Source organism: Pseudobacteriovorax antillogorgiicola (assembly GCF_900177345.1).
GTDB lineage: Bacteria > Bdellovibrionota_B > Oligoflexia > Oligoflexales > Oligoflexaceae > Pseudobacteriovorax > Pseudobacteriovorax antillogorgiicola.
In genome coordinates, this window is the sequence record NZ_FWZT01000003.1 from 386,359 (window position 1) to 412,863 (window position 26,505).

Below are 26,505 nucleotides of genomic sequence, written 5' to 3' on the forward strand. Positions count from 1 at the left end.
ATTTGCTCATAAGTAAGATGACTTATGTAGCGTAACTCGCCACAATTAAGAGCTACTCCAAAATACACCGAAGTAACCGTGTAAATGGGTCTAATGCCACCAAAGAGGAAGAATCTACCATGGGAACAGACTTGCTTAGTATCTTACCAGCGATGGTGGTATTTATTGGTTTGCAATTTGCACTGCACGAATTGGCTCGCAGATTCGTGGTTAGCGCTACGGTACTATTCGTCCTAATGCTGAGTTCCATCCCCTTTTGGAATGCAAACCTAGATGGCTGGTTCCGCTGGGCAAAAAGCATTTCCGTATTGGTTCCCACTGTATTGTTGTTTGTCGCCAGGATAGCCCATCGTCGTCCACATCCGAAATTAGACGTTTTCGAGGGCAAGTGGCTAATGTGGGTTGCATACGCAGTTCTCATGCTCAACATAGCTGAAGCAACCATTAAAGATGTCACCCTAGGCAACTACTGGAACTCTATCGTAGGGGTCATCGTTGCTGCCACCATTCCCATCAAGCCTCGGGATTGGTATATCGAGCGTGACAGCAAGTTTAACGACTTTCTTTTTTCTCTCCCGACGTTATGGTGTGTACTATATACCACTTGGAATATTTGCTTTGTCTACGGGGAACGAACCGAGTTTACGGCCCATGTATTCTCGATTCTCATGGTACCCCTTGCCTACTCTGTAATCATGAAGCGTCCCGACCTATGGTACAGCGCCCGCGTGACCACGCTGGCATCGAGTCTGTTTTTCCGCTCCGCATACGATGTGGTCACCCCTTACATGGATACGTCCAGCTGGGCTAATGCTAAGGTCACACAAACATTCGGTTTGATAAATCTCGCCCTAGCCTTCGCCTATCTTGGATACCTTGGATATCGAAAAAAAAACTCAAAGACTCAAGTGACGGATGAGCCATCGCAAGACGAAGCTCAGCCAACTCCCCTTCCCCACTCAGAATCAGGTGTCCATTCCAAGGTAGGGTAGGAGTTAACAACTATCCCTTCCCAAAATCTACGTCAGAAAAGATTTGCCTATAATCTCGTATATCTGAGGCCTTAGCTTTAGAGATTAGGATTCTAGGCTTCCATACCGATAGGTATAGTTCACAAACCAATAAATCTTTAGAGTTACTTATGGCTTTGGGTAGAGGAACTACATTAGCAATTAATTTGCAGTGTTGGGCGCTAATTGCGTTGTTACCAGCCTGCGACCACTCAACATTTAAGAGCCCAAAAGCTGATGTTGTTGCCAGTTCCGAAGTCAAGAATAGCGAAGTCACAGAAGTCCCTGAGCCAAACCCTATTCTCGAAGAATCATCCAATGTTCCTAGCAATATCACAGGTGCTTATCTGAGCTCGAACATAGGTCAGGAAATCGACGGCAGCCTCTCCGTGACCACCACTCTGATGTCTGAAACCGCTCGGCTTCCCTATGATTTGGAGCCTGGGGTAGAGCTTCGTTGGGCCTGGAACGTTTCTCAGGAACCGAGTAACGTTATCCAATCGGGTAGCCAGGTGACAGTCTTTTTCACTGATGCAAGTAACAGCACATATCAGAATCTCCTTAACATGGAGCTGATCGCTATCAAAACTGATATTGACGGTTTAGAAACATCACTTTCGGGTTATGTAAGAGACACTATGAAGGGGCTTGATTTTTCTAATGGAAGATTTAGCTTGGCACCAACTGACTTTGACGTCACCATCAGTACAAGCTTTAACCCTCCTTCTGGGGGTTCTTTACTGGTAGCTCGCTCTTTGCCAGGGCAGATACCGTTTCTACCTAAAAACGGTGACTCCTATACAGATGCGATCGATGGCATTATTTTCTTAGGTCTCAGCAATAGTATTTTCGATGACTCCGTCAACTCAGAAACGATTTACAGCTATCAATTCTGGGGCGTAAGCGCAGAGCTTCGCTATGAACTTTTGGGTGAGTGGAAAACATTTCCAGGCAGCACCGTAGGTGAATCGTTTGACGGTTACGATTTCTCGAACGCGAGCCTCATCGATGTAGATTGGGAAGGGAGTCGCTTCACTGGAGGCAGCTTCGAAGGTGCTGACATGCGGAACAACACCCTCAGGCGAGCCCGCTATGAAGCCGTTTCCTTTCAAGGCACAGACCTAAGAAACTCGGATCTAACCGATGCCGAACTCATCAATTGCAATTTAGATGGTGCAAATCTAACTGGAGCTACCTGGACCGACGGAAGGATTTGTGGCCCAGGATCAATTGGAGACTGTCTTTGACGACTAGTTTTCTGTAGACGATTGCAACTTGCTATCGCGATGGATCGCCAAGGCGTTGGTACTCGATAGAACAATATCAGCAAACCCCGACGGATCAACAACAACCCGATCTCCAGAGCAACTAAAATCCGAACGTTGACCACTGAGTACGTTGCAGTAGGTTCCCTCTGGCATTCCGGTTTGAAGCCTTTGACTCATCCCAAACGATCCACCATTGATCGCGACAAACCCCAGATCACCACGGCTAAAGGCGATCTGATTAGCTCCATTATCCCACCAATTGTCGAGGCTAAAGGCACCACTTGTGACATTACGGAACTTAACCATCGCCGCAATTCCCTGCCAGCGATGCTCGCAGATCCATTGGCCATCGAAGCATTCGGCTCCCGAATGGACACCACTTTCTGGACGACCTTGATCCTTATCTTCAAAAGCGAAACTCGACATCACTTTTGGATAGCCATACGGATAGGCAAGCATAAAAACATTGGCGATAAAGTATCGGGCACCATCGTCCTTAAAAGACATCACAGAGAAGGGACGATCTCGCTGTGTGTCATGGTTATCTGTAAAGACGATGGCATCACTTGAATCGAGCCACCCCTGCCAGTTGCGTAGGTCTCTCAAGTACTTGAGCTGGCTTTGTCCCTTGAAGTGAGAGCCTAGAACGTTGCCGTACTTAAACTCTGTAACATCACCGTTGCCGACATATTCAAACTCTGAAACAGGCTCCCCAAAGGCTCCAATAACTTCTTGGAAAATATAGATATCTTTCGGCAAGCGATCGATGATTGCAGCTATATCCGATGCGGGTATATGCTTCGCTGCATCAATTCGAAAGCCTCTTACTCCGAGGGAAACAAGATCATTCAAGTAGTTTGCAATACGATCGCGGACATATTCAGATTCCGTCTTGAGGTCATTGAGTCCTTCTAGATCGCAGAATTGAATCTTGCCACGATCACCGTAATCTATAGGCTCAAAACAGTCATGAAAATCGTTCCACACATAGGGAACTGCGGGATAATTACGAGGACCCGCAGCCATGTGATTGATCACTGCATCGACGTAAATATCGACGTTGTGCTTACGACACTCTTGCACCATCTCTGCAAACTGCTTGCGATCGCCACTACGGCCCACAATCTCATAACCTATGGGCTGATATCGGGTCCACCAGGCATTACCCGGCACACTCTCTTGGGGGGGTGAAACTTGAACTGCCGCGTACCCCATAGGGCCAATAACTGCACACTCCTTTGCGATATCGTCCCAATTCCATTCAAACAGATGAACAAAAGCTGTCCTTGGGTCCTTAGCCTGTGCCTCGCTTTGTAGACCCAGTACCGCACCCAGCAAGAGTAGTAATCTTACGATCATGTTGACCCCCTCAAACTATAAATCCTTAGTATTCTTCCCTCAAACGACTAGCATTAAACTACATAAGGTTCTTCATGAAAATTTTAATTTCTTAAATGCAACGTTCCGTTCTTTTTGATGAAAGAGGGTTTTTCGTAAGTAATTTTCAAACTTGGATGCTGTTTGGTGTTCAGTTTCGCTATTTTGGTTCAATTTGTAGTAAATTTACTTTTTTAATACCTCTTATTACTAGCTTGAGCAGTTCACTTGACGGACTACCTAACGGAAGTTTCTGGCAAAAACCTTCGTTTATGGAGTACTTTCTACGTCGCAGGCTAGCAACAGCATGTCACAAGCATCGGGGTGCCCCTCAAATTAAGGCTGATCGGTGGCTGAAAGATCGCTAGAATAACTAGGGGCTATTGACGTTTGGGCCACACGTAGTTGGTCTGGACTGGATGAAGACAGGGCTGGAGTGAGGCGAGCCATATCGGCAATATGGTGATGACGAGCGACAGCATATTGTGGTTGTCCAGCCATATCAGATGCTTGAGTTCGAAGCATCAACAGCCCCTATTAGTAAGTTTGAAGGGAAAACTTGACTATGACAAAACTACAAAGCCGACTCTACGATTTAATCTTTGAAGCAGAGACAAGAGACGGGCGACGATTTGATTTGATCCTGATCGCCGTCATCGTCAGTTCGGTTGTGGTTGTAGCACTGGACTCGGTAGCTAGTTTGAACGAATCCTATTCGATGCTCTTCTTAGGGTTGGAGTGGCTATTCACGGTGGCTTTCACAATCGAGTACTTAACCCGCATCTACTGCTTTCCAAAGCGTTGGAAATATATTTTTAGCTTCTATGGTATCATCGACCTGCTTTCAATTTTGCCTACTTATATGAGCCTTATATTCGTTGGTACTCATTCATTTGCAGTTATCCGAGCCATCCGCCTTCTCCGTGTTTTTAGGATTCTCAAATTAGCGCAATTTGTGAGTCAGCAACAGATTTTATCCCAAGCACTCCGAGACAGTCGGGCTAAAATTACCGTCTTTATTTTGGCCATATTACCTATCGTCCTCATAGTTGGAACCATCATGTATCTCGTAGAAGGAGAAACCAACGGCTTTACCAGTATCCCACGATCCATGTATTGGGCAATCGTGACGATGACCACAGTTGGCTATGGAGATATTGCCCCTCAAACCATATTTGGTCAGTTCCTGGCGTCTATTGTCATGGTGCTCGGTTACGGGATTTTAGCGGTTCCAACGGGGATTGTTTCAGTGCATCTGTCCCATGCTATCCTCAAGTCGCAATCTAACACGGAAACTTGCCCGTCATGCGCCCTGGAGGGTCATGCTGATGATGCTAGCTTTTGCCGAAGGTGCGGATCTCCACTTGAGCTAGCTTGAGACCTCTAGCTAAGACTCAAAGTCGTCGGGAACCCAGCTTGGCCTTGGCTCGGTATCGTATGGTTTGAATATATCGTGAACATCGATCGCCTCTTGTTTTTGTGGGACCAGCTGACCACCTGTTTGATAAAGGCCTGGCTCAGTTGTATCAAACAGCTCAGAATGCCTAACAACGAAGTCATAATGTTTGCCAGTCTTAGGATCAACAAAACAGAATCGATCGCCTTCTTCGAATTGAAGTTCTCCAATCAACCCCACTCCTGAGTGAGCCACATCGTATAGGTGAATGCTTCGCTCTTCCCCCTCGGGATCTAGGATGTTTATTTCTGCAAAGGACCAAATCATGTCTCGCTTCTCGTTTCGATCTTCTAGGTGCACACGATTCGAGCATCGAAACTTTATTCGTTCCATGATTTGCTTAATTTCATCTGTTGTGAAGCCTGCAATCCTCATTTTCTTCATATTCATGACAAATTCCCTTATGTGCTAGCCTTACGCCAAGAAAGAATCAAGTGCCAGGAAGAGCCTGCGATCACACCCCGTGTGCATCCCTTCTCATCGACAACATGACAATCGTTCCAAAACCTATTCTAAATCTTTTCTATCATTGTCCAGCACTTAATTCATGCCTTGAATTGATACGTCGTAGAAGGCTCTGATCGGCCCTCCAGAGGCCCCCTTTCTCGCTATAATAAATAGCTTTTTCATAAGTATACAAGAAAGTAAAAGACCATCCCTCAGATTCGGAGCAAAACAGCCGAAGTCGTGTTCGCTTATTAGAGGGGGCTTCAAATGAAAATTTTTCTCACGCTAATCCTAGCTCTAGGATCAATTCAATGTGGACAGCAAAAAACTGATAATCCAACTTATCCTGATGGCCCACTACCGAAGAAAGGTAGTACGGAAGGTTCCACCGCAAGTATCGACGGGATTTTAGATTCGGAACAAAGTGCAATCATTGATGAAGAGCAACAGGCTCAAGAACAGGAATTGTCGGATCCTGAGCAAGCGGAGGCTGGCGAGCAGCAAACCGGCTATGGATCGATTCGTATTCAGATCACTGAAATGAAACAAGACTGTTCTGGCAATACTACAAACATCCAAGAGCTACTTTTCAAAATGAACGGTGAGTTTTTGGTGGATAGCTTTAGCAGTTACCCAGATAATAGAGATCCTATCTACAATACAGGAAAAATCGGTCCCTACGATGCCCAGATAAGCACCAGTGGTGACTTCGAAACATTCTATCCCTTTGAAGCATTCGGCGGTGGATTTGGTGGTGGTTGGTTTTCCAATCGCAATAGCTTCGAAAATGCAACACCCTCCCCGGCTGTGGGCGAGGTATGGTTCCAAGTTTCATTTGGCGAAGCCAAACCTTCCTTCGAAAGCCTGTACATTAAAGGTGGTTCGGCCACCCTTCCTGACTTCGCAGCCTGTGCACCATCTCAATTAAGAGTGCTGGGCTCCAATGATTTAGGTGAAACATGGGTCCTTCTTGGGTCCACGAACTCTGACACCCAGCCTGGCATTGAGATTTCGTTGAACAATAATCCGTCAAGCTAAGGCTCCTTCGATCGTTAGGAGTATGCAGGTATAAACGAGAGTGCCACAAGATGGCACTTTACTCCTCTGTCACTCAGTCGTTACCGTTGTAAGAGATCTGACGTTTACTGAGTCAAGAGGAGGTTTACACAATGTTTAGCGCCGTTGTCCTAGCGGGACTTATAGCGAGTTTAGCAATGATGGGTATTATGCAGCTCATCACCTATGCTGGTATCGCAAATGGTGATATGATCCGCGCAGTAGGTAGTCTATTCACCAAGCAATTGAAAGGTTCCTTTGGAATCGGGCTCGCCATATATCTACTATTCGGCATTCTCTTTTCGTGGTTGTATCTTTCGATCCTATCAGCCATTCCTCAGCAACGCCCAGAGATCCTGTTGCTCATCGCCACCTTGGGAGGCTTCGTTCATGGTCTACTCATCGGCTTCGCACTTGTTAGCGAAATAGTCGGCCGTCATCCAGTGGATCGCTTTCAAACTACGGGTTATAGCGTTGCACTAGCTCATATCGTAGGTCATGTGGTTTTTGGTTTTGCTATAGGAGTAAGTTACCTCAATTTTAATGGCCTTTTAAGCGAGCTAACGAGCACTGCTTTTGCCAGTACTGGTTTTATTTTCACAGGTGTAGCTCTCAGCATCGGCCTTGCCTTTATCGTATTCAATGCTGTGAAGAATGCCCCTCGATCAGAACAGGTTGCGGCTAAGGATTCTATCTGATCGAATATTTTACTCAGATTCGGTCAAATGCCTTTTGGATCGGCGAAAAAACTTGTGGTGCCAGGAGGTTGGTGGCAATTGCTCCATCATTTGCAGCACAGGCCAAGTAATTGTTTAGGGTGGCTGAGCGAGAGTGAATACCTACCACTTGCCAGCCGCCATCTAACCGAGCAAATTTAGGCCCTCCACTATCCCCCTTGCAGCCATGACTTCGATTAGAGCCGATATGGAACTCTTCACCATTCAAGCCATATAGGCCTCTGAAAGGAACTTCAGAGAAATAAAGCTTGGTATGATCGGAATTGTTTTTAAGACCTTCGCCAGTAAGCCCGAAACCTACACTTACCAGATCTCCATCAGGCTTTGAGAACTGCTGCCTATTGTTTTCCAAAACAGTTTCGGCGGCGGTCAGATCTTGTGCGATGGGAGTTATATCTCCAAGAAAGTTGTTCTCCAACTCAAGGACAGCGAGATCGAAGCTTTGAGTAGTGATGTAGTTTTCATTATATTTATAGGGGAATGATTCAATCTTGGCTACTTGGTATGTGGCACCCCAGCGATCTTTGATCTCAACTTCAGAAACATCTTTACAGCCATTTGCACGACTTTCATCTTGGCAGATTCGAGAAAAGCAATGAGCCGCACTTAGGACAACCTTCTCTGCTACAACGACCCCAGTGCAGTTGAAAAAACCTGACTCAACAACTTTGACAACAGACGAGAATTGGCTATCTTCAATGGGATCACCACCTTTTATATCAAGCCTCATTTCTTCTTGATCAGAACAGCTACTAATACCCATCAAGCAAACCCCTAAAAGGCTTAGCCTCATTCTCATACCCTACTCTCCTTCTATTTAGGGAATAAATTGATCCTTCGTTCCTCTAGCCAGGTTCGAAATCGGTGATGCCCTAGGAGACCAACCACCAAGTGTGCATCCGCCTCGCAGGAGTTCTCTACACTAGCATTGAAGTATCGAGAGCTAACTCCTAGTAGCTGGATCCCTTTACTTGAACGATGTATTAAGGGAGCACCAAGTTTCAGGCCGCAAGGATTTTGGGATTTCCTAGGGAAGCCCACGATAAGCTCTTCACTTTCTAGGCCTATAAAATGCCTCACAGGAGCTATCTGAACTCTTGTGTCTTGCCATTGATCAGTCGGGCTCGAAACAATAGCAGTTGTTATTTGTTCAGCATCTCCGGCAAAATCATAGCTCGACATGATCTGGCCTACTTCCTGACTATCCGCTTTGGAAGGACAGATCCAAATATCATGGGGTTCTTCGACCTCGATAATCGCAAGATCTAAGCCTTCGATCATAAGTGAGTTTTTGCGCAGAATGGTATCGGGAGACGATACAGATTGGATGGTGAAACGTTTTGATCCAGACTGAAGAGCTGTGCCAACAATATTTGAACTGCTGTCCACACGGATCTGATGGGTGTCGCGAGCCTCGAACCCTAAATTTCTAACGACGTCTTGGGAACGCTCGAAGCAATGAGCTGCTGAAATGAGATGCCGAGGACCAACAAAGACTGCCATACAACGACCGCCTTCAAGCATTGCCACAGCATCCGGTGCCTTATCCCAATCAGTTAACCGTACATCTGTACAGTAATTATTCCACTCAGTCTCTTCTACAGCTTCTAAAAGGACGTCGCGGGTCAATTGATCAGAGTCGTTGGAACAACGTACACCGATCAATTGTGGCGTCGCTCCCCGCTCGACCACAAGCTGATCCTGTTTGCCAAACACCTTTCTAAGAACTGCCGGGTCAAGCGCTTGGCCGTTTACCTGACAGTGACTCACGCCCTCAGCCGTCCAGCTGATCGTAGCATCTAAGGGTCTCTCGGTGATACGAACGTCTAGTTGAATTGGTTCTTTGATTTGGGCGGGCGGGGGCGAGGAGGATTTGGAATCGCTTTGCTGGCAAGCAGACTGAATAAACAATAGAAGCCAGGCGCACGAGGCCAAGCCCCGCGCTACCATACGTACTAACATAAGACCCTCCTAGCGACACGAATCCCGGTTCCTTGATCAACTCAAAGCCAACAACATCTTACTTCACCAGAGATCGACTAACTGCAGAAAGCCTATTATACCTTGGTGATCATAAGATCATCACCGACTTTCCAGTTTCTGAGGGGATCTCTTGCTTTTCTTTCTTACAGTTCTCATAAATAGCGATCAATTGATATCGATGCAAGTGTAAGTTATCGTAATGAAGAGGATACCGTTTCGTAGAGGGCGAAGGCAATGTTGGAGTGAAAGATCTTCCAGATGCTAGTCCGTTCGCTAGAAAGCACAAATAGAACCCTGCTGTTGTTCTTTTGTGGGGCATAATTGGAGATGCAGAGGTATTTCGTTGTTAACTAAAGATAAATACTCTAGAGAGGTGGCTGAAGCCAAATCAAGAATCTGACTAATACGATTGTTCCCCAGTAAAACTACTTTCAAGTCACTGTGGTTTACCAGGCCAGCAAGATCTTCAATCTGATTCGAGCTAGCTAAAAGATGAGTGATTTTATAATTATCACGAATAAAGTCTAAATTGTCCAAGTGATTGCCAAGCACATTCAAGGTTCGAAGCTTCTTGAGGCCAGAGAGACTTGGTAGCTCCACAATGTTATTTTCCATCAAGATGACTGTCCCCAGTTCGTGCAGCTGCCCAACACCATCCCATTGGAGACCTCTAGGAGCATCAGTGAGTTCAAGAGACGTGAGGTGTCGATTTCCAAAAACCCAGTCGAGGTCGTCCTGACTGCCGATACTAACCTTCATTTCTCTTAATGGCGGCAAACTGGGAAGATCTTCAAGGAGCCTCAAATCTATCGATAGTCGATCGATCCGAGGGAGCAAAGCTAAAGCCTTTAGACTATACACAGGCTCTTTCAGTAAATCAAAGCTCAGATCGCTAGCCAGCTTTCCGTAAAGGGATTCACAGTCGCGGCCCTTAAATTGAAGAAGCAGTGCTTTAAATAGGCTCACATCGCCACGCCCCACCATTCCATCCTCGCAGTAGCCCAAAAATTCAAGTTCGACTCGGTCGTCAGGAACAGCAGAGAGTTCGGAAACCTGATCTTGACCATTGACCTCTGGGTGGAGACTTAAGCTGGCAAAACTTGCCTCAGGAAACTGACAGCCGTCACTACCAAAGTAGTCGGGATTGCTAAACCAGTGCACACCATGGGTCACACCTAAAACCCACCATTCCCCCTTCTTCTGCATCAGCAATGGCCCTCCTGAGTCCCCTGAGCAAGGAGCGCTACCAAAAGTATTATCGACAGTAATAACCCCCTTTCTCATTCCAGATCGGTAGACTTTTTTTATCCGGGTAGCGCCCAAGTGATAGTGCCCTGTGGGATGATCGTCTGAGCGACCGTAACCAGCGATCCAAGCGACATGACCCTCACTTGCAACGACTTGGGCGCCGCTCGCGAGCTTAATCCATCGTCCTGGAACATCATCTGAAAAACGAACCATAGCGATGTCATAGTTTGGCAAGAATGCTTCTTCGACCCGGTCAAGCCGATCAGCATACGTCATGATTTCCTGGACGGGATAGCGTTGCCCATCGGCTCCTCGGATGTGAAGCTTATTCAGACTGCGATCGTTCAAAAAACAGTGCGCTGCAGTCAGCAGAATTCCATCCCGAATCGCGACACCGGAACAAAATACCTTGCCATCACGTTCAAGGGCCATTACCGCCGATCGAGGGTTATCGAGCACCCCTGCCTCTTGGTCAAGGGTTTCAATGCTTTCAACTCGCGGAGAGTGACTTCCACAAGAGCAAACAAGAGTTAGAAGCCAAAGTTTGACATACTTCATTGGGGCAGCCCTTAAAAAATACGATTGAGTAGCTGTCGATTTTCTTCTGCATAAATTGCCAACCTTACCAAGGTATCGGAGGACCCATTGCGGACCCGGGCTTGGTAGGTTTCGGGGAAGTAAGCCTCTAGAATGTAGATCAGCTCAATCTTATCACCTACGAATACTCGTTTTTGGCCCGTTGAATAGGATTCGTAATCAACTGGACGAAATTGTAGGAACTGGACTAGCTCATCAATGAGCTGATCGATGATGGGGTTGCCTTCCAAGGCGATCGCTCGATGGATATAGTTTATGTACTCAATTCGAACAGCGACATTGACTTCGATCTCTTTATCCAATTGCCTTAGAACTTGAAAGGCTGATTGAATATTTTTATAATCACTCAGCTCATGGGCCCATAGGCTCCAATCGCTTGGGCTCATAATAGCCTTGTGACTCATGCGAAAGTTCTGCCCTAGAAAGGGCGTATCTTTTAATACCTGAGCCATGCGGTCCCAGCCTTCATCCGCGGCGTTATCGGTCACCTCTGGCTCTAAGTCTCTCGCAGAGGGCAAACGAGATTCAATCAATTTTCGGGAAGAATGCTGCTTTTCATAGGTCTTAAGCGGCTTAGAAACCGAATGGACCCCATCACGCTCTATGCTAGTGATCGATTCAGAATGATTGACTGGTTCATACCAAGCCCCAACAGCTGCAATGATGATCAATGTCAGCGCTAATCCCACAATCAATCGCATGATGCTACGCTCCTCATGGGATCGTCACGTAGCAATCGCCTTTGCCCTCGATAAACATGGGAATACACCGTATTCAACTTAAGCCCCATCTCTGCAGCAATCTCAGGAGCTGTCATTTCATCAAAAAAGTACTTTCTAATGACCAATGCTTGGGTTTGATTTTTCATTTTGGACACTCTTCGCCCTAGCTCGCGGTACAGATAAAGGTCATCCAGCCGCCCTGGATCAACAAGACTCTCGGATGGCGACGCCTGATCTTCTAGGCCTTCCAATCCTTCATTCTGAAAGAATCGGCTTTTTTTAATGTCTGCTAGGCATGAATTGCGAAAGATTGTCATGAGCCATGGCTTAAAGCTTGAAACATCCTTCAGTTGATGGCATTTCCTTAGAGCAATCAACATCGCTTCATGACTCAAATCTTCGACGCTAGCTTCGTCTAGACCAAAAAGATTTCCCAGACGCCTGAATTGCCCCATGATTCCATCATAATGAGCTTGCAGCAATCTACGAATGCTATAATCTCGACTGTCTTCACCTTTCCTTCGATTTAGGTGAATCATCATATCGTGGACGGCTAGATCTAGAATAAATACTGACGTTGGTCGATTGATCGACTGACAGGTTAACATCGAACGGGACTCCCATCTATTGATTAACTAAATCCACCTCAATGTAGCCATTGAGTTATAATAGATGCCAAGGCGCTTAGTAGAGTTCATTTCAGCCTCTGCTACTCGCCGTCTGACGGAATAGTCAAATAGTTCTCAGTCGCGCATCAATTCGAGGGTGCACCATCGAGCCTTGGTCATAAGTATTAGAATCGTATGTAGCAGAAGCTGGTGCGAGAGTCTCTATGAAAAATACTGTTCATTTCATTTTGCTTAAGTCTATCTCTCGAAAAGCCTATCTGGCAAGGCTTTTGAAAGCAAAAAACGAAGTGGTGCAATAAATCGATAGTACAAACTATAGATCATCGCGACGAATTTGTGCACAAGTTCTTGTTTAATTTTTTACCGCAATTTGATCAAATACGATAAATCCATATCCCAAGCAGAATATAGCTCTCAATGTAGGAAAGAGAATGTTCGGAAGCCCTCTATTATTTCTTCCTTGGCGCATGGATTTATTCCATTGAACTATCATATGAATAGCAGCAGATGGAAATCGTCCTACCTACTCTAAAAAAATGGAGAACAGACATGTTAACAGGCAAGAAACTCATTTCGGTCGTGATCACAAGCCTCGGGCTCTTCGGTTTAGAAACCTTTGCTTCCGATGCCCCACGGGGTTGGCGAACAAATACGAACTTTGACCCACTCGCTGAAGTGCAGCTAAAGAGGCGATGCGCCGCCAGCGATACCATCACAGATGGGGCCAATCGCGACTGGCTAAGCTACGAGCAAGCGAATCAAAGAGTTGAATGGGCTATCAACTGCGGTCACATCGCAGATACTTCCCGACGTCTATTCACACACTACCTAGACGATATCACATTTGATTGGGTACCACTGCCAAGTGGAAAGATGCGTTACCCATCGTTTGCTGTGAACGATGCCAGCACTCAGTTTCCCGTTTGGAAACCAGACATCCGTACGTGTTCAATGCCGAGCAATGTAATTTGGTTGATCAACTGTGAGTCTGGCTGCTACACCCAAGATCAGCTTGTCCTATTTGGAAGCGGCCACCAGACTTTACCCGAGGCTATTGAACAAGGGGAGGCTACAATCATGGTAATGGATGGCAGCCAAGGCTTCGACGGGCTATCCTACATCGAGCGAGAGATTTCTTACTATACCGCTGACGGCGCCGAAAAACTTGAAACAGTACGACGCTTTACTACAAGCCACGGTCAAACCATCACAGTAACCAAAGGGCATCCTCTTGTAGATGGAGAAGGCTATATGCGTTTTGCTGAGACATTCAAAAAAGGTGAATATCTGGTTCGACAAGATGGTAGCAAAGCTGTGATTTCTGAGATTGAAGATATTTCATACTTCGGCCGGGTCTACAACGTGGCTCCCCGAGGCCACGATGCTGAAGCCAACGTGGTGGTTGGTCAAGGTTTCTTAAATGGGTCTGTTAAATTTCAAGAGGGTACGATTCGTAACTTCAATCGAGCGATGGCACGACAACTCATCCACGATTCAATTCTAAACTAAACCTGAACATCCAGCCATTCATGGTTGGATCTCAAAGAAAGGATAAGCTATGAAGACTGCGATGATGATCGCAAGCCTGCTGGGAAGCCTAGGCATGATTACATCCTGTGGATCGCCACTTTTTCTAGACCAAGACGATAGTTCGTCACTCTCTATCTATCGGGGCGAGCTAAGCTCAGACCCGCGACTGAGCAGCGTGGTTAAAGTGCTCCGCAATCAGCAGTTTAAATGTAGTGGCGTCGCCATAAGCAAGTCATACGTCCTCAGCGCAGCACACTGCTTTTCAGCTTGTGCATTCAATAATACCAGGTCCTGCACCCTAGATAATGCCAAGTACCAGATTCAAGCCGAGAGTGTCACGTATGATGTTGAACAGGTGCATGTATTCCCATGGCAGCGAACCAACAACATCACGCGCGGCTCCTACGATTTAGCCATTGTCAAGCTTGCACGTTACTTTCAGGGAGGCACAACACCCCTCTACAACGATCGCACAGAAGCACTTAGTCTTTTGGAACAGAATAGAAACAGGTTCTACGCCCCAACAAATAGCGTTATAGCGGCTGGCTATGGATTCGCAAACGACCTCGGCGAAAATCTAGGGAAGTTACAGGTAGCAAGTATGCCCTTTCGGGGATATTACAGCCTAAACAATGAAGAGCTTATCCTCGGTTCTTTGCAAGTGCACCCATGTTCTGGCGATAGTGGGGGGCCAGTGATGGTCCAACGAAGTGATGGTACTCTCCAGCTTGTAGGAATTCTTTCCCGAGGTTTAACCCCCGATGCCGACGGCTGCCGTGATACGGATGGCTCTCTCTATACCAACCTGCTGATTCAAAGCCTTTACAATCAAGTACAAGCCAAGCTTGTTCAAATGGGAGGGAGTTTGGAAGACGGAGACCCTAATTCAGGCGGTCAAGAACCAAGCCCTAGTTTAAACCAGAAAACAATGACCAATCTTAAAACAGAGCGTAACCGACCGGATGGTCGGCAGTTCTTCGTTGCCGAAGAGCCTCGAAATGCACGGGTGGAAATATCTGCTGATGGAGATGGTTCGCTGCTACTTGAGACTCCCTCTGGAGCGCAGCAAACGTTTCTCTATAGTTCAGGAGATCAGCAAATATTTGATGTGGAAGCAGTCTCCTCAGGGCTTTGGACAGCTACGTTCGAATCGAGAAACTGCTGGCTGGGTTCATGCACACGAGAGGTGTCGGTCTTTAAATTCATATACGAGTATTAAATTCATTCGGAGGCAGAATTTATGAATAGCATTCTAAAGTCTTGCATCTTCGTTGCATGCTCATACTGTTTATGGGCTTGCTCAAACGCATATAGTGAGAAGGAACTTGAAAACGTTGAGCAAGATATCGACTCCGAGTTCGGTGCTGGAGCCCTCGGCTATGGATTCGACACCTATCGGGGTAGCTTCGTCCAAAGCTGTATCAGGGGTTATGACTCAAACTCAGTCTCGTATGAGGGCACATTTCAAACCACAAAATACTTCGATGCTCCTCTTGATAGTGAGGCTAGCCAGGCGATTATTGGTTTAAGTCAAGACGATCCCTTACCTACGATCATTGGTGGCAAGGCAACAAAAAGGGTTGCCATTGCTGCATTTGCTACAGAAACGCCTTGGACAAGGAACTTAGTTTTCGGCTCAGTAACCCGAGGTGTCAAGGCCCGACTTAAAGACCCACAATTGAATTCGCTAGCCATCGAGATCGCAGATTCCGCCAATCCATCAGTGATTCGTGGCACCTGTGGAGATCATTTTGTCAGTGAAGTAGATCTAGGAAGCCACTTTCTAATTGTTGCTCGATTAGAACTATCATCGAAAGACCTATTTTCGGATTTCTCCCATAGGTACCACCCAGAATCATGGAGCCTGGATCAGCTCAAAAATAATATTAAGGGTCTACTCGATCAATACCCTGGCAACATCATCATAAAGCTTGCAGCCTACCAGGAGGGTGGTAGCCAAGACCCTATCCTTGGATTACAGAGTGACGACCCCCTTGTGATGACTTGTGACGCAATAAATCTTTCAGAATGTGTAGATAGGCTGGATAAGCTAGGGAGATACGGGCAAGGAGCTTACCAGCAGCAGCTGACTAACTTGGAGCAAACACCATTGAAGGCCAATAGCGCGGCCTTCATTAAGTTACACACCAAGGCCTATCACGATGCATCGATTACAGGATTGTACATTAACCCTAGCCCAGCATTAGATCCTGCAGTATCTCAGGTTCGAGGTGATCTCACCAAAAGCTACGTTCGTCATAGTGCCGACCTATCCCGGGCTAATGGCCTGCTCAAACTCACAGATGAGCCTGCGGATCGGTTGTTAATCAGCTCTATGATGAAGGCGATTGAGACCAACCTTCTCCTGATCGCCGACACTCTTGACCACTGTTTCGCAGACATTCATTCGTGCCACAGTATCAAACTAGAGCTTCTACTACAGCCCTACTCTATGCTTATGCTCCAGAAAACACTGGCACTAGAAGACTACTGCCAACTGGAAACCTTAACCGCTGCTATGGCCCACACCATGAAGCAGATTCAAAGGGAACTATCTGCTACAGATTCCATGCCATGCCCAGACCTTGCGATAGCTTTAAAAGCACAGAAATCCTTAGATCTCTCAGGTAAGGAGATTGAGGATTTGAGGCCTCTAAGCCGACTTCCTCAGCTGAAGCACCTCAATCTATCAGACAACCAAATTGTAGATCTAGAACCACTTAGAAGCAGCGCAAATATCGAGACTCTAAACTTGAGAGGCAATCTTATTGCTCGGCTAGGACCATTGAAGCATATGGAAAAATTAATAAGCCTTGACCTTGCATATAACGAGCTCGTGGATCTGGAGCCACTACGACAGCTATCAAAATTAGAAGAGCTCAAACTCCAAGGCAATCGAGCTCAGATTTTCGATTGGAGCCCCGCTGCAAGTTTAAATTTGCGGGTGTTTTATAAGAGTCTCGATCACATTTGTGAGGTAGAACGGCAATATGCTCTAGTATCTGGGCTTGCCCACTCATCGGAGGTTAAGTATCACGAAAGCATAAACTTTGCACCACTCTACACAGAGCCCCAGGAACGCAGTTCTGGGATTGCCATCTGGGTCAACTGTAATGCTTTGGAAAGCTTCTATTAAAGCTATTCTTAGGGCTGCGCCGTACAAACTATCTCTATTGTTCTGATCACACCGGCACTAAAGCCGAAATCAATGGTACCTTGCAGCCCCGTTACAATTCTTCTAGCGGGGCAAATCCTCATGAAGTTCTGGTCTGATTGAAGGTTCCCAATGATAAGTGGTGAAAACTCAAGTTGCTCACTTTGATCGATCTGCTGAGCCTTTACACAAACCAACCCGAGACTGTCCAAAGCGTCTTCCATGGTGCCTCGAATACCTTTTGCAACAGTTCCAGAAGGGCATGATAGAGGCCCAAATGGATCACCACCGACACCGCCAACTGCCTGCCCTTGCTGATTGCCACAAACGACCTGTAACTGATCAATCAGTCCATCGGCCCGCCCGCTAAATGCCGTCAGAGAATTCTGTGGGCAAAGACTCTGGTAGTGAGTGTTGTTAGCGGCATTATAAGCAAAATTATTAGAAATATACGGCTGACCGAGAGCTTCATTCAATGCCTGGCGATAGTCTTGGATGCGAGTTTCGTAAAGAGATAAAAATTGCTCAATAGCCGACAGCTCATCATTTAGCTGTACTAGGAGGTTTTCAGCGGTGGATAGACGAACTAGATTCAAATCTCTACCAGGGTGGTCGACGCTCAGGCTAACGCGATCTGCAAGACGAGTCATACTATCACTTAATGTTTGCCAATCCTCTTGTTGAACTTGATTGTTCACCAATTCATTTCCAAGCAGGGTGCCTCGATCAGTAATGAAAGCTTGAACATCGTTGGTTCGGCTTTTGATCTCATCATAGTTGGTTGCGGCTGCCAAAACAGCTTCAGCTTCTTCGACTTTTGCCTGAGCCTCATCGAGCGCTGTGGGAACCGTTTGAGAACGTACCTGGACAGCTTCTTGGAAAGCCGCAACGCGGTCTTCAAGCATCCCCACCTCTAGTTCAAAAGGATTAGCTTCCGGTTCTGGAGTGGCTGGTAAGGCTGCTCCACCCGATGACTCGACCTCTCGGTTTTCAGTAACAAGTTCGATTTTATCGAGTGCCCCTCGTTCGCAGGCAAGAGTCAGCACAGCGCAAAGCGCTGACAACAATATAGTTTTCATGGTCCCTCTAAATATAACTGGTCGTCTGCGTAAACTTTTTTCTCCTATCGGCATAACGACACATTTTCATGAGCCTCGTGGCATCTCACCTGTTGTTTAAGAGGGTTAACCACGCCTCAATTTAGTGAAGACAAACGGCAGCAACCCTGTACCGCTAAAGCATCGCGCCCGGTTCAAGTTGTTGCATCTTTCAGAATTGTCACCTTTCCCAGCGATTCTGCTCCGATGAAAGAATAGTTCCCGGGCTGTTCTCGGTGATCGAATTTTAGAGGAGGAAATATGGATATCGTATCCGCATTATCATCAGGCCTTTTAGGTGCCGCTGCTATGTTTCTATTTATGGAACTCGTGACACTTTCAAAACTTGCCAACGCCGACATGGTTCGCGCCGTGGGCAGTCTATTTACCCGTCGTTACGAAAACTCACTCAAGGTTGGTTTAACCCTCCATCTCATCGCCGGTCTTGGCTTTGGCCTTGCCTACTGCGGAATGTTGAATCTGATCGGCTCGAACGAGATTGCAGTCAATGTAGGCATCGGAGTCTTCAGCGGCTTCGTTCACGGATTCCTGGTGAGCTACGTGATTCTCATAGAAGGCCAGAATCGGCACCCTCTTACGGAGTTTCGATCAGCGGGATTTGAAGTTGCCGTTGCTCATGTGGTAGGTCACGTCTTTTACGGAGCCATCGTCGCCTACAGCTACGCCACACAAGTGTTACCTGCCTCCACGACCGAAGTCACTTTCACCGGCTGGGATATCTATCAAACGTACATGGCTGTTCTTGGAACGCTCACCGTTTTAGGACTGGTGGCACTTTCCATTAAAAACAGTCTTGATAACCTCCAAAAGTAGATTTCCTCTTGCCAGGCGTGTGAAAGCGCTGCCTGGCAAATTTCATTTCAAAGTCGAGATTCCGCAGCGATCCCAAAAATGGCGATGATCCTAAATATAGCAAAGGCGTGGAGCTTTTTATCCGAGGATTGCGTCTCGGTCGTGAATGAATTAGGGTTGATAGCGAAAGGGAAAACTGCAAATCACTCATGTGCAACGAGGTAACTATGGCTTATTCCACGCTGTCTTTCCGCATCTTTTTTTCCAGTGCTCTCACCTTACTAACGCTACTTGCATCTTGTGTCACTGACTCAGACTCCAAGACAGCTTTCGATGAGATTATCGAACAAGATACCATTCGCGTCGGCGCATACCGTTTCAATGTTCGAATGGCTGGCCCGCAAGATGGGCCACTCGTTATACTCCTTCATGGCTTTCCCCAGACCAGCTACTCCTATCGCCACCAGCTCGTGACGCTTGCCGATGCTGGATATCGGGCAGTCGCTCCTGATATGCGAGGCTATTCGCCGGAAGCGCGTCCCAAATCGGTCGAGGCCTACCGCATGGAGCATCTTGTATCTGATGTGATCGGCATTGCCGATGTTTTCAAGGCCCAGCGTTTTGATCTTGTCGGTCATGACTGGGGAGCCGCTGTCGGCTGGACTGTAGCTGCTACAGCTCCCGATCGAGTTAAGTCCTTTACAGCTCTCTCGATACCGCACCTGACAGCCTTTCAAGCCGCCATGTCTGATCCCAAGTGTCAGCAAGATAAGAAATCAGCTTATATTCAAGAGTTTGTGAAACCAAATTCGGAGGATATCTATCTGAAAAACGATCGGGCCGGCCTTCGAATGATCTATCGGGACATGGACCAAAACGAGGTGGAAGAATATTTACGGGTCCTTGGTAATAAGGAAGCACTTGGATCGGCTTTGAATTGGTACCGAGCCAACTTTGGCCCGGATGCAGGTAAAGGTGGAATTGGCAAAGTTAAGGTGAAAACGTTGTTTGTCTGGGGTGCTCAGGACCCAGCTGTGGGCGCCTGTGCTGCACAAAGCTCAGGTCAATATGTCGACGAAGACCGCTATGAGTTTAAAACCTTGCCAGACTCTGGTCACTGGCTATTAGAAACCGACCGGGAGCTTATAAGCTCCTGGATTCTGAATCATATCAAGGGCTGAAACACAGGGGATAGTAAAACCATTTGATTCCCTAAGACTCTGACGATAGAATGTTGCCTTTTTTGATGGACCGTAGCAGATCATAGCGAGGAACCCCATGACTAAGCCAACATTCTATGCCATTGATTATGGTACCTCGAATTCTCTTTTATGCGGCGCAAGTCAGGACGGAATCTTCACCGACGTAGTCCTCGACAAGTCCGCTCCAGATCCAACGATTCTCAAAAGCATACTCTTCTCTACCGATTCAGATCACTGGGTTTTTGGTGCTGAAGCCATCGAGCAGTACATCGATCAGCCAGGGTCTGGTCGCGTTTTCAAGAGTTTAAAGCGATTTTTGCCAGACCCCACGTTCAAGGGCACTCGGGTCTTTTCTGAATTTTTGAGTGTCCCTGATTTGATCGCCAAGCAGCTGCGATGCATGAGGGAACGAGCTAATGACTACTTCGACGCAGATGTTCGTTCCGTGGTAATGGGCTGTCCCGCCGTATTTTCCCAAGATGCTGAAAGCAATCAGTGCGCGTTTGATCGTTTGGAAGTCGCTTCACGAGCTGCCGGTTTCGATCATATCGAGTTTTGCCCCGAACCCATCGCCGCGGCCTATAAATTTCGCCACCAGTTAGACTCAGAAAAAATTGTCGCCGTTGCTGACTTTGGTGGTGGAACGTCAGACTTTACAATACTAAAGATGGGCAGGAAAGAATTCAAACCTGACGATGTTCTCGCCTTGGGTGGACTTTCTATCGCAGGGGACAAGTATGATGGCGCCATAATGAAGGACATTATTAGCCCTCACTTTGGTTCCCTCATCACATACCGCCGCCCCATGTCTAAGAACAATATGAGCTTTCCAAAAGGACTGATCCGAAAACTGTGTAGCCCTGCTGATATGTTGATGCTGAATCGGGGCGATGTCCTCGACTACCTGCGCGATGCGCAGCGTTACATTACCAAAGACGAGGACGCCTATAAAATTGATCAACTTTTGACATTGATAGAGGAACGCCAAGGCTTTTCTCTGTTCAAGAAAATCGAAGAGTCAAAAATCGAACTCTCCGATCAAAGGGAATCTCAGTTTTCTTACCAATATCCGATGATCGATGTTGAAGAAACGATTCGTCAGCAAGACTTCTATTCGGCCTCATCTCAATTTACTGAAGATATCCTAGCTTGCCTCGACAAAACCTTGAATCAGGCTGGACTTTCTAGCAATGACATCGACATTGTTTGCCTGACTGGTGGTACAGCTAACATCCCGACCATTAAACAGGGTCTCGTCAATCGATTTCAGGATCGTCTCGCTTTGAGCGAGCAATTTCACTCCGTGGTCCATGGCTTGGCCGACCGGGCTCAGATGCTGGCCCGTGAAGCTTGATACATTATAAGGCTGCTATGAGCAACCTAGCCTTTCTAGCAGGAGGGTTAAGACTGAAGTCAAACTTGGTCTCAAACCTCCCTATCGGAAGAACACCTCCGGGGGAATTGGCTCAAACACCCCCGCCTGATCTTTGTCCCAGAGAAGTTCTAGGGTGATATGATAGCGAGGCCCTTGGAAGTAATCCAAACGAAAGTCGTGGAAGCCGGCATCCAGAAAAACGGACTCTGTGACGGCCTTCGTAGGATGAATCCCGTCGTTATCAATCAAGAGCTGCTGATCCATATACAGCTTAGCCCCATCGTCAGAGCGCAACTTAATTTGGCAAAAACAAGCTTCCTCTAGGTAGACTCTTCCTTTGAATTGTATTCCAAACCATTCAAATAGATCATCGAGTCCGGGAAAACCCTTTTTAAAGCGACGCTCTGGAACATCGAAATTGGGAATCATGACACGAGCTACAGGAGACATGCTTGCAAAGTTCGGTAAGCTTTGGGTATCAGGGGATAAGCGGAAGACATTGCCGATGGCAGCCTGACTTTCACCATCATCATCGACTACAAAACTATCATGGGGCACTAATGTGATCTCGCAAAACTCCGGCAGAACATCATCATCCTTTGGTATAGCTGCTAAAAAAACCTTTGTCGTTTGATGAACTAGATCTGGCGCCCGAAAGACAAGAGTACCATCGGTCTCGATGTAGTAATGGCCCAAAGATAGATCGTCATCCATACTGCTTAGGCGCACTCCATAATCTTCGCTGCTATTTAGGTTATCCCACCGGAGTCGTATCTCTTGCCCAGATTTGAGAACCCTTGGCTGATCCCGGCAGCTGTAGTTCTGAGTTGGTGGTAGGTCGTCGTCTACGGCAAAACTCTCTTCTCCGGCGATCAGATACTGCACCACAATCTGCCCCGAGTACAGCTGGGCCGGAACTTGACTGTAATCTAACTGAAAACACAGCTGCCCATCAAACCCCTTTACGGTATGTGCCTCAAAGACGGCGAGAGTGAGAGAGCTATCTAAAATAGGAACATCCTTCCACTGGTCACGCTTAACTCGCAATGGGATTGTGACGTCGTCCCATTGATCTCCGGCAATACCAGTGCTGGCGATCCGCAAAAGAGTGGGTTTATCATAGGTAACATTGTCTTTAAGCTCGACGAACAAGCAGCCAATATCATAGAGCCTGCCTTCAGCGCTTTCTGGAATTTCTAACTTGGAGTGAACTCGCAGGTATTTCTCTGATTTGACAGCGGAGTCGATGGTAACCGTTTCTTCCATATCGAGACTCCAAGTCAGGTTTTCATCGGCTGCGAGACTTAAACCAGACCTTTGATTATAGTTGAGAACAACAGTTTCAATGGCTTTCTCTCCAGCCGCTTTACTTAGCAGCAATTTGCTAATTGAGTCAGCGTCTATCGCTTCACTGGCTTGATCCAATGGAACGAGGTCAGCATCGTAGGATTTTAGCTCGGTAGGAGCCGGCTGATAGTTTTCGAAGCGCTCGCTCGAACATGCGTTCAAGCAAAGCCCTAGCAGACCGCAATATGCGGCTTTTGGGGTTTGCACCATTTTGCCTCCTCTAAGGATGTGTAGAGCTGAGCCGCCCTACTTCAGTCATCTGCGGCGTGTGACACTAGGCTATAAAATATTTCTTCTTGAGTGTGAAATCTTAACCAGTTGAATGAGTCGCTTTATTTTTTTGAAAAGGATCACATTCTTGAGTCTTATTTCCGGGCGAAAGGTTTGCGGTGCTGAAAGTAAAGTGCCAGCCGGAAAACTGGCAATAGGAGGAGACTTGAGACTAGTTGTCTAAACGGGGCTTGAAGTTCGCTCCCATGGCTTCTTTGAAGCGTTGCTTCAACTCTTCAAGTTCCGCCGCAGCATAGGGAACCGGGGGTTTTTGGCCCCAGACTGGCTTTGGCCAGCAGGCATCGTTTTTGTAGCGTACAATATGATGGATATGCAATTGAGGCACCACATTCCCCAAGGCAGCCACATTAAGCTTGTCAGGTTTGAAGAGGCCCTCTAAAGCCTTGCTAAGCAAGTTCGACTCGATTAGAAAGCTGATTTGATCATCCCGTTCTAGCTGATAGATTTCGCGAACCCCGTCCCGCTCAGGGACAAGTATAAACCATGGATATTGCCGATCATTCATGAGCAATACCTGGCAGAGTTTCATCTTGCCAAAGTGGTGGCAATCCTTTTCCAACTGGGGGTCAAGTACGAAGGTCATCGAGTCAGTTCCTTTTCTAATAAATCAACGTCTACACTCTCGCGAATACTCTATTTGTCTAGAAAAAAAAAGGCTAGATGGCAAAGAAATCCCATTCGTCATCAAGGCCCCATGAAAGCCCAAAAATCTTCATCTTGAAATCCGGTTGAAAAAGGGCTGATAATCAGTGACATACCAGAAATAAAAATCCTTCGTTACTAATTTGTCAGTATTGCCGATCGGTACACTATACTGAAAGGAGATGCATCCATGAGTAAAATACTGATCATTGATGAAGCCACTCCCCAGCGAAGCCTTATTAAATCTGCCCTGGAAGACCAGGGACACGATGTTATCGAAGCCAACGACAGCCCCCAGGGGCTTGTACGCGCGATCAAAATCTCGTTCGACTATATTTTCTGCGACCTGAACATGTCGGGACTTAGTGGTAAGGAGTTTCTGGCAAAAACCAGTCACTTGCCAAGTAAGACCTTCATCCTCATCAGCGAAAACGACAGCCAAGCGCGAGAGGAATGCCGATGCCTTGGAGCCGCTGATGTGGTTCTTAAACTTGCAGATAAAAAAGTCTATCAAGATTTGCTTTCGTGAATCGACACCACTGATTCTTTCAAACATGGGCCTTCCCAGAAGGCCCACCTCAGCTTTTGCCCCGGAAACCAATCTCCATACAATATAGTAGCATTTCTTGTAATTTATAGCTCTCGCTTAAGGCTGAGAGGTGCCGCTCCGATAAGAACTGAGGGGACCACAAATTTATGCTTAGAGGACTACACCAAGCCATCAGCTTGGGTTGTGCGCTGCTCGTGAGCCTTAGCTGCTCAGAGACCAGGACTTACAACTCAGGCGACTACGACTCATTTGCGGCATCGAAGGACTTATCGGTCTCGGACGCCGAAGCCGAGGATATTCTCAATCAAATACTAAGTCGCTATGAAAATGGTGAGGACCTAGGCCCAGCCGTCAAAGCCTTACTCCAAGTATTAAGTAGCCAGTTGAGCGACAAAAACCCTTGGCTTGGCCTTACCATATCAGAAGCAAATCGCCAGCAAATCGCGGAACGTCGATCACTTTACTTGAGCTCAGCAGATACGGCTCTTGATCAGTATGGCTTTGTCGAAGGCTGCGACGGTCTTCTATTTTCCTCACTTGGGGTTGTCGGCGGCCTTGACATCGATCTTAGCCAGGCCGAATCCCAGGTAGAGCCCGGCCGCTGGTACCGATCAGCGGGTCAGGACTGCTTCGATACTGGACGCAGCGAGAGCAGCATCAGCCGGGATATGCTCATTGGCTTGGCAGTGGCCCTCCTCCAAGCCCAGGATCTCAGCGCTGTGGAGCGTATCATTGCCTATGCTGAAGATAACAATGGCATCATCGGCGAGGCCAGCAATCGCGAGGATCAATTCGGTAGAGCATTTATGACTCCAAGTTTGGAAGCAATATATCACGAGCTTCGCTTTCGATTAGGGGGAATTGACTCCGACAGACGAGGCTATATCCCAGATCTCACCAAGGGCCAGCGGGGCTTTAAGGCCCATCTTCAAGGACTAGGCATGCTGCTTCGCGTCCAGTTTTATGGTGGGCTTTTCGCTCAAGACGTAGAAATTCTGCAAGAACTCGCGAACAGTCAAGACCGCAACAGCCTTTTTTTGGCACTCTATGGTGGTCTCACTGATGGTGACGGTGATGCCGCCGCAAGCGCTCTACTCGATACTGAAATCTTTCCTAGTGACCGTTTACCTAGCAGTGAGGATCGCTGTGAGCCTTATATCTGGCAGCGAGATCAGGATGGAGACGACTGGCAGCCTTGCCTTGAAAAGGACCTGATTCATCCGGCCGCCGATTTTTTATTCGTCAGTGCCTTGCTCCTAGGGGAGCTGGATCTATGAAAACAACGGTCCTGATTGCAAGCTTGGCATTGCTACTTACCAGCACTGCGGAAGCAAGGAAGAAACGTAAGCGTTCTGGAAAGCGAAAGCCCAAGATCAGTGCGAAATGGTCACCGATCATCAGCACGGGCGTTCCCCACCCGGTAGACATCGGCGTTGGCAAAATCAAGCCAAAGGGCGTATCCCACCTCCTAACTCTTGGGACATTCGATGCAAACCTTGGTGGTAAGGGCAAAGTAAAAAACCTTAAGGCTGATTTGAATCATTTGGAATATAAGTTTAGACACGAACCATTTTGGGAGCACCCAGTCTATTGGGAAATCGGGTTTGGCTATCAGCAAATCTTGATCTCAGGAGAACAAGAGATCGACCTTAGCAATGAAGGGACTAAGGTCCCGGTACCCATTGATGCGGCTATTGATATCAAATCGCTTTATACCGCGATTCACTTTGGGATGGTCTTCTATCGCCGTGGTGGCTTTTACAATGGCTTTGGCTTTGGCTATCAAATTCCCTTTTACAGCCAAGCCGATATCGACGCCTCCTTCACTGGTGACGGCGTGATCGATGATGCCATTCGCTCCACAAGCAGCTACCAAGAGGTGGAAAACGATCTAGAAGAGCTAGGTGTCAAAGCGGGCAAGTATGGTTTGCCCTACCTCCAGATCATCGAACTTGGATACCGCTTCTAGCCCAT

Annotated in this window: 25 protein-coding genes; 14 read left to right on the top strand and 11 right to left on the bottom strand. The window is 47.1% G+C overall.

Annotation, left to right across the window (positions count from 1 at the left end; translation table 11 throughout):
* Positions 1 to 119: 119 nt before the first annotated feature.
* Both B9N89_RS06035 and B9N89_RS06040 read left to right on the top strand, forming a co-directional pair.
* Positions 120 to 992, top strand: coding sequence for a hypothetical protein (locus B9N89_RS06035; RefSeq protein ID WP_132315821.1), 873 nt, complete (start codon positions 120 to 122; stop codon positions 990 to 992).
* Between the two features lie 149 nt (positions 993 to 1,141).
* On the top strand, positions 1,142 to 2,257 hold the full coding sequence (locus B9N89_RS06040) for a pentapeptide repeat-containing protein (RefSeq protein WP_132315819.1): 1,116 nt from the start codon (positions 1,142 to 1,144) through the stop codon (positions 2,255 to 2,257).
* A 3-nt stretch (positions 2,258 to 2,260) separates the two neighbouring features.
* On the opposite strand, the gene B9N89_RS06045 is transcribed toward B9N89_RS06040, so the two are convergent.
* Together B9N89_RS06045 and B9N89_RS06050 are read right to left on the bottom strand one after the other, a co-directional pair.
* Positions 2,261 to 3,637, bottom strand: a complete 1,377-nt coding sequence (locus B9N89_RS06045) for an alpha-amylase (RefSeq protein WP_132315817.1) — start codon at positions 3,635 to 3,637, stop codon at positions 2,261 to 2,263.
* Between the two features lie 354 nt (positions 3,638 to 3,991).
* Positions 3,992 to 4,180: a hypothetical protein gene (locus B9N89_RS06050; RefSeq protein ID WP_132315815.1), complete on the bottom strand. Its 189-nt coding sequence runs from the start codon at positions 4,178 to 4,180 to the stop codon at positions 3,992 to 3,994.
* A gap of 40 nt (positions 4,181 to 4,220) precedes the next feature.
* Here B9N89_RS06050 and B9N89_RS06055 point away from each other — a divergent pair, with 40 nt between their 5' ends.
* Entirely contained in the window at positions 4,221 to 5,033 is an 813-nt protein-coding gene (locus tag B9N89_RS06055) for an ion transporter (RefSeq protein ID WP_132315813.1), read from the top strand.
* A gap of 9 nt (positions 5,034 to 5,042) precedes the next feature.
* On the opposite strand, the gene B9N89_RS06060 is transcribed toward B9N89_RS06055, so the two are convergent.
* A complete protein-coding gene (locus tag B9N89_RS06060; protein WP_132315811.1) occupies positions 5,043 to 5,501 on the bottom strand; it encodes a hypothetical protein in 459 nt (152 codons plus the stop codon).
* A 324-nt stretch (positions 5,502 to 5,825) separates the two neighbouring features.
* Between B9N89_RS06060 and B9N89_RS06065 the strand changes: the two genes are divergently transcribed.
* Together B9N89_RS06065 and B9N89_RS06070 are read left to right on the top strand one after the other, a co-directional pair.
* A complete protein-coding gene (locus tag B9N89_RS06065) occupies positions 5,826 to 6,596 on the top strand; it encodes a hypothetical protein (protein ID WP_132315809.1) in 771 nt (256 codons plus the stop codon).
* A 131-nt stretch (positions 6,597 to 6,727) separates the two neighbouring features.
* Positions 6,728 to 7,312: a hypothetical protein gene (locus B9N89_RS06070; protein ID WP_132315807.1), complete on the top strand. Its 585-nt coding sequence runs from the start codon at positions 6,728 to 6,730 to the stop codon at positions 7,310 to 7,312.
* Positions 7,313 to 7,325: 13 nt separating this feature from the next.
* Here B9N89_RS06070 and B9N89_RS06075 read toward each other — a convergent pair whose 3' ends face one another.
* The 5 genes from B9N89_RS06075 to B9N89_RS06095 all read right to left on the bottom strand — a co-directional run bounded on the left by B9N89_RS06075 (position 7,326) and on the right by B9N89_RS06095 (position 12,509).
* Positions 7,326 to 8,150 (bottom strand): S1 family peptidase, encoded by an 825-nt coding sequence (locus B9N89_RS06075; protein WP_132315805.1) that lies wholly within the window; start codon positions 8,148 to 8,150, stop codon positions 7,326 to 7,328.
* Positions 8,151 to 8,164: 14 nt separating this feature from the next.
* Positions 8,165 to 9,313, bottom strand: coding sequence for a serine protease family protein (locus B9N89_RS06080; RefSeq protein WP_132315803.1), 1,149 nt, complete (start codon positions 9,311 to 9,313; stop codon positions 8,165 to 8,167).
* Between the two features lie 294 nt (positions 9,314 to 9,607).
* Positions 9,608 to 11,140 carry a trypsin-like serine protease gene (locus tag B9N89_RS06085; protein WP_132315801.1) on the bottom strand — a complete coding sequence of 511 codons (1,533 nt, stop codon included), beginning with the start codon at positions 11,138 to 11,140 and terminating at the stop codon, positions 9,608 to 9,610.
* Positions 11,141 to 11,151: 11 nt separating this feature from the next.
* Complete coding sequence (locus B9N89_RS06090; protein WP_132315799.1) at positions 11,152 to 11,880, bottom strand: hypothetical protein; 729 nt, start codon at positions 11,878 to 11,880, stop codon at positions 11,152 to 11,154.
* Positions 11,871 to 12,509, bottom strand: coding sequence for an RNA polymerase sigma factor (locus tag B9N89_RS06095; RefSeq protein WP_132315797.1), 639 nt, complete (start codon positions 12,507 to 12,509; stop codon positions 11,871 to 11,873). The genes B9N89_RS06090 and B9N89_RS06095 overlap by 10 nt, the downstream gene beginning before the upstream one ends.
* 570 nt (positions 12,510 to 13,079) lie before the next feature.
* Here B9N89_RS06095 and B9N89_RS06100 point away from each other — a divergent pair.
* From B9N89_RS06100 to B9N89_RS06110, 3 genes are read left to right on the top strand one after another with little or no spacing between them, the layout of a single operon-like run.
* Complete coding sequence (locus tag B9N89_RS06100) at positions 13,080 to 14,039, top strand: hypothetical protein (RefSeq protein WP_132315795.1); 960 nt, start codon at positions 13,080 to 13,082, stop codon at positions 14,037 to 14,039.
* 49 nt (positions 14,040 to 14,088) lie between these two features.
* Positions 14,089 to 15,279: a S1 family peptidase gene (locus B9N89_RS06105; protein WP_132315793.1), complete on the top strand. Its 1,191-nt coding sequence runs from the start codon at positions 14,089 to 14,091 to the stop codon at positions 15,277 to 15,279.
* A gap of 21 nt (positions 15,280 to 15,300) precedes the next feature.
* Complete coding sequence (locus B9N89_RS06110; protein WP_143478126.1) at positions 15,301 to 17,196, top strand: leucine-rich repeat domain-containing protein; 1,896 nt, start codon at positions 15,301 to 15,303, stop codon at positions 17,194 to 17,196.
* Between the two features lie 8 nt (positions 17,197 to 17,204).
* Here B9N89_RS06110 and B9N89_RS06115 read toward each other — a convergent pair whose 3' ends face one another.
* Positions 17,205 to 18,293, bottom strand: coding sequence for a hypothetical protein (locus tag B9N89_RS06115; RefSeq protein ID WP_132315791.1), 1,089 nt, complete (start codon positions 18,291 to 18,293; stop codon positions 17,205 to 17,207).
* A 279-nt stretch (positions 18,294 to 18,572) separates the two neighbouring features.
* Here B9N89_RS06115 and B9N89_RS06120 point away from each other — a divergent pair, with 279 nt between their 5' ends.
* The 3 genes from B9N89_RS06120 to B9N89_RS06130 all read left to right on the top strand — a co-directional run bounded on the left by B9N89_RS06120 (position 18,573) and on the right by B9N89_RS06130 (position 21,680).
* On the top strand, positions 18,573 to 19,145 hold the full coding sequence (locus B9N89_RS06120; RefSeq protein ID WP_132315789.1) for a hypothetical protein: 573 nt from the start codon (positions 18,573 to 18,575) through the stop codon (positions 19,143 to 19,145).
* Between the two features lie 206 nt (positions 19,146 to 19,351).
* Positions 19,352 to 20,305 carry an alpha/beta fold hydrolase gene (locus B9N89_RS06125; RefSeq protein WP_159455177.1) on the top strand — a complete coding sequence of 318 codons (954 nt, stop codon included), beginning with the start codon at positions 19,352 to 19,354 and terminating at the stop codon, positions 20,303 to 20,305.
* A gap of 97 nt (positions 20,306 to 20,402) precedes the next feature.
* Positions 20,403 to 21,680, top strand: a complete 1,278-nt coding sequence (locus B9N89_RS06130; RefSeq protein ID WP_132315785.1) for an Hsp70 family protein — start codon at positions 20,403 to 20,405, stop codon at positions 21,678 to 21,680.
* A gap of 81 nt (positions 21,681 to 21,761) precedes the next feature.
* Here the strand turns inward: B9N89_RS06130 and B9N89_RS06135 are convergent, their stop codons facing one another.
* The gene (locus tag B9N89_RS06135; protein WP_132315783.1) at positions 21,762 to 23,258 is read right to left on the bottom strand and encodes a PA14 domain-containing protein; all 1,497 of its coding nucleotides are present in this window, start codon (positions 23,256 to 23,258) and stop codon (positions 21,762 to 21,764) included.
* Between the two features lie 232 nt (positions 23,259 to 23,490).
* Entirely contained in the window at positions 23,491 to 23,922 is a 432-nt protein-coding gene (locus tag B9N89_RS32130; protein WP_132315781.1) for an HIT domain-containing protein, read from the bottom strand.
* 249 nt (positions 23,923 to 24,171) lie between these two features.
* On the opposite strand from B9N89_RS32130, the gene B9N89_RS06145 reads away from it, so the two are divergent.
* From B9N89_RS06145 to B9N89_RS06155, 3 genes are all read left to right on the top strand, one after another.
* Positions 24,172 to 24,510, top strand: coding sequence for a response regulator (locus B9N89_RS06145; protein ID WP_132315779.1), 339 nt, complete (start codon positions 24,172 to 24,174; stop codon positions 24,508 to 24,510).
* A 167-nt stretch (positions 24,511 to 24,677) separates the two neighbouring features.
* Positions 24,678 to 25,808, top strand: a complete 1,131-nt coding sequence (locus tag B9N89_RS06150; RefSeq protein WP_132315777.1) for a hypothetical protein — start codon at positions 24,678 to 24,680, stop codon at positions 25,806 to 25,808.
* A complete protein-coding gene (locus tag B9N89_RS06155) occupies positions 25,805 to 26,500 on the top strand; it encodes a hypothetical protein (protein WP_132315775.1) in 696 nt (231 codons plus the stop codon). Before B9N89_RS06150 ends, B9N89_RS06155 begins: the two co-directional genes overlap by 4 nt.
* Positions 26,501 to 26,505 lie beyond the last annotated feature (5 nt).

Coding starts and splice junctions, on each gene's coding strand:
- B9N89_RS06105 (WP_132315793.1), top strand. CDS start 14,089: ATGAAGACTGCGATGATGATCGCAAGCCTGCTGGGAAGCCTAGGCATG.
- B9N89_RS06040 (WP_132315819.1), top strand. CDS start 1,142: ATGGCTTTGGGTAGAGGAACTACATTAGCAATTAATTTGCAGTGTTGG.
- B9N89_RS06135 (WP_132315783.1), bottom strand. CDS start 23,258: ATGGTGCAAACCCCAAAAGCCGCATATTGCGGTCTGCTAGGGCTTTGC.
- B9N89_RS06090 (WP_132315799.1), bottom strand. CDS start 11,880: ATGCGATTGATTGTGGGATTAGCGCTGACATTGATCATCATTGCAGCT.
- B9N89_RS06125 (WP_159455177.1), top strand. CDS start 19,352: ATGGCTTATTCCACGCTGTCTTTCCGCATCTTTTTTTCCAGTGCTCTC.
- B9N89_RS06130 (WP_132315785.1), top strand. CDS start 20,403: ATGACTAAGCCAACATTCTATGCCATTGATTATGGTACCTCGAATTCT.
- B9N89_RS06060 (WP_132315811.1), bottom strand. CDS start 5,501: ATGAATATGAAGAAAATGAGGATTGCAGGCTTCACAACAGATGAAATT.
- B9N89_RS06045 (WP_132315817.1), bottom strand. CDS start 3,637: ATGATCGTAAGATTACTACTCTTGCTGGGTGCGGTACTGGGTCTACAA.
- B9N89_RS06075 (WP_132315805.1), bottom strand. CDS start 8,150: ATGAGAATGAGGCTAAGCCTTTTAGGGGTTTGCTTGATGGGTATTAGT.
- B9N89_RS06085 (WP_132315801.1), bottom strand. CDS start 11,140: ATGAAGTATGTCAAACTTTGGCTTCTAACTCTTGTTTGCTCTTGTGGA.
- B9N89_RS06050 (WP_132315815.1), bottom strand. CDS start 4,180: ATGCTTCGAACTCAAGCATCTGATATGGCTGGACAACCACAATATGCT.
- B9N89_RS06055 (WP_132315813.1), top strand. CDS start 4,221: ATGACAAAACTACAAAGCCGACTCTACGATTTAATCTTTGAAGCAGAG.
- B9N89_RS06120 (WP_132315789.1), top strand. CDS start 18,573: ATGGATATCGTATCCGCATTATCATCAGGCCTTTTAGGTGCCGCTGCT.
- B9N89_RS06095 (WP_132315797.1), bottom strand. CDS start 12,509: ATGTTAACCTGTCAGTCGATCAATCGACCAACGTCAGTATTTATTCTA.
- B9N89_RS06110 (WP_143478126.1), top strand. CDS start 15,301: ATGAATAGCATTCTAAAGTCTTGCATCTTCGTTGCATGCTCATACTGT.
- B9N89_RS06115 (WP_132315791.1), bottom strand. CDS start 18,293: ATGAAAACTATATTGTTGTCAGCGCTTTGCGCTGTGCTGACTCTTGCC.
- B9N89_RS06100 (WP_132315795.1), top strand. CDS start 13,080: ATGTTAACAGGCAAGAAACTCATTTCGGTCGTGATCACAAGCCTCGGG.
- B9N89_RS06070 (WP_132315807.1), top strand. CDS start 6,728: ATGTTTAGCGCCGTTGTCCTAGCGGGACTTATAGCGAGTTTAGCAATG.
- B9N89_RS32130 (WP_132315781.1), bottom strand. CDS start 23,922: ATGACCTTCGTACTTGACCCCCAGTTGGAAAAGGATTGCCACCACTTT.
- B9N89_RS06080 (WP_132315803.1), bottom strand. CDS start 9,313: ATGTTAGTACGTATGGTAGCGCGGGGCTTGGCCTCGTGCGCCTGGCTT.
- B9N89_RS06145 (WP_132315779.1), top strand. CDS start 24,172: ATGAGTAAAATACTGATCATTGATGAAGCCACTCCCCAGCGAAGCCTT.
- B9N89_RS06035 (WP_132315821.1), top strand. CDS start 120: ATGGGAACAGACTTGCTTAGTATCTTACCAGCGATGGTGGTATTTATT.
- B9N89_RS06155 (WP_132315775.1), top strand. CDS start 25,805: ATGAAAACAACGGTCCTGATTGCAAGCTTGGCATTGCTACTTACCAGC.
- B9N89_RS06150 (WP_132315777.1), top strand. CDS start 24,678: ATGCTTAGAGGACTACACCAAGCCATCAGCTTGGGTTGTGCGCTGCTC.
- B9N89_RS06065 (WP_132315809.1), top strand. CDS start 5,826: ATGAAAATTTTTCTCACGCTAATCCTAGCTCTAGGATCAATTCAATGT.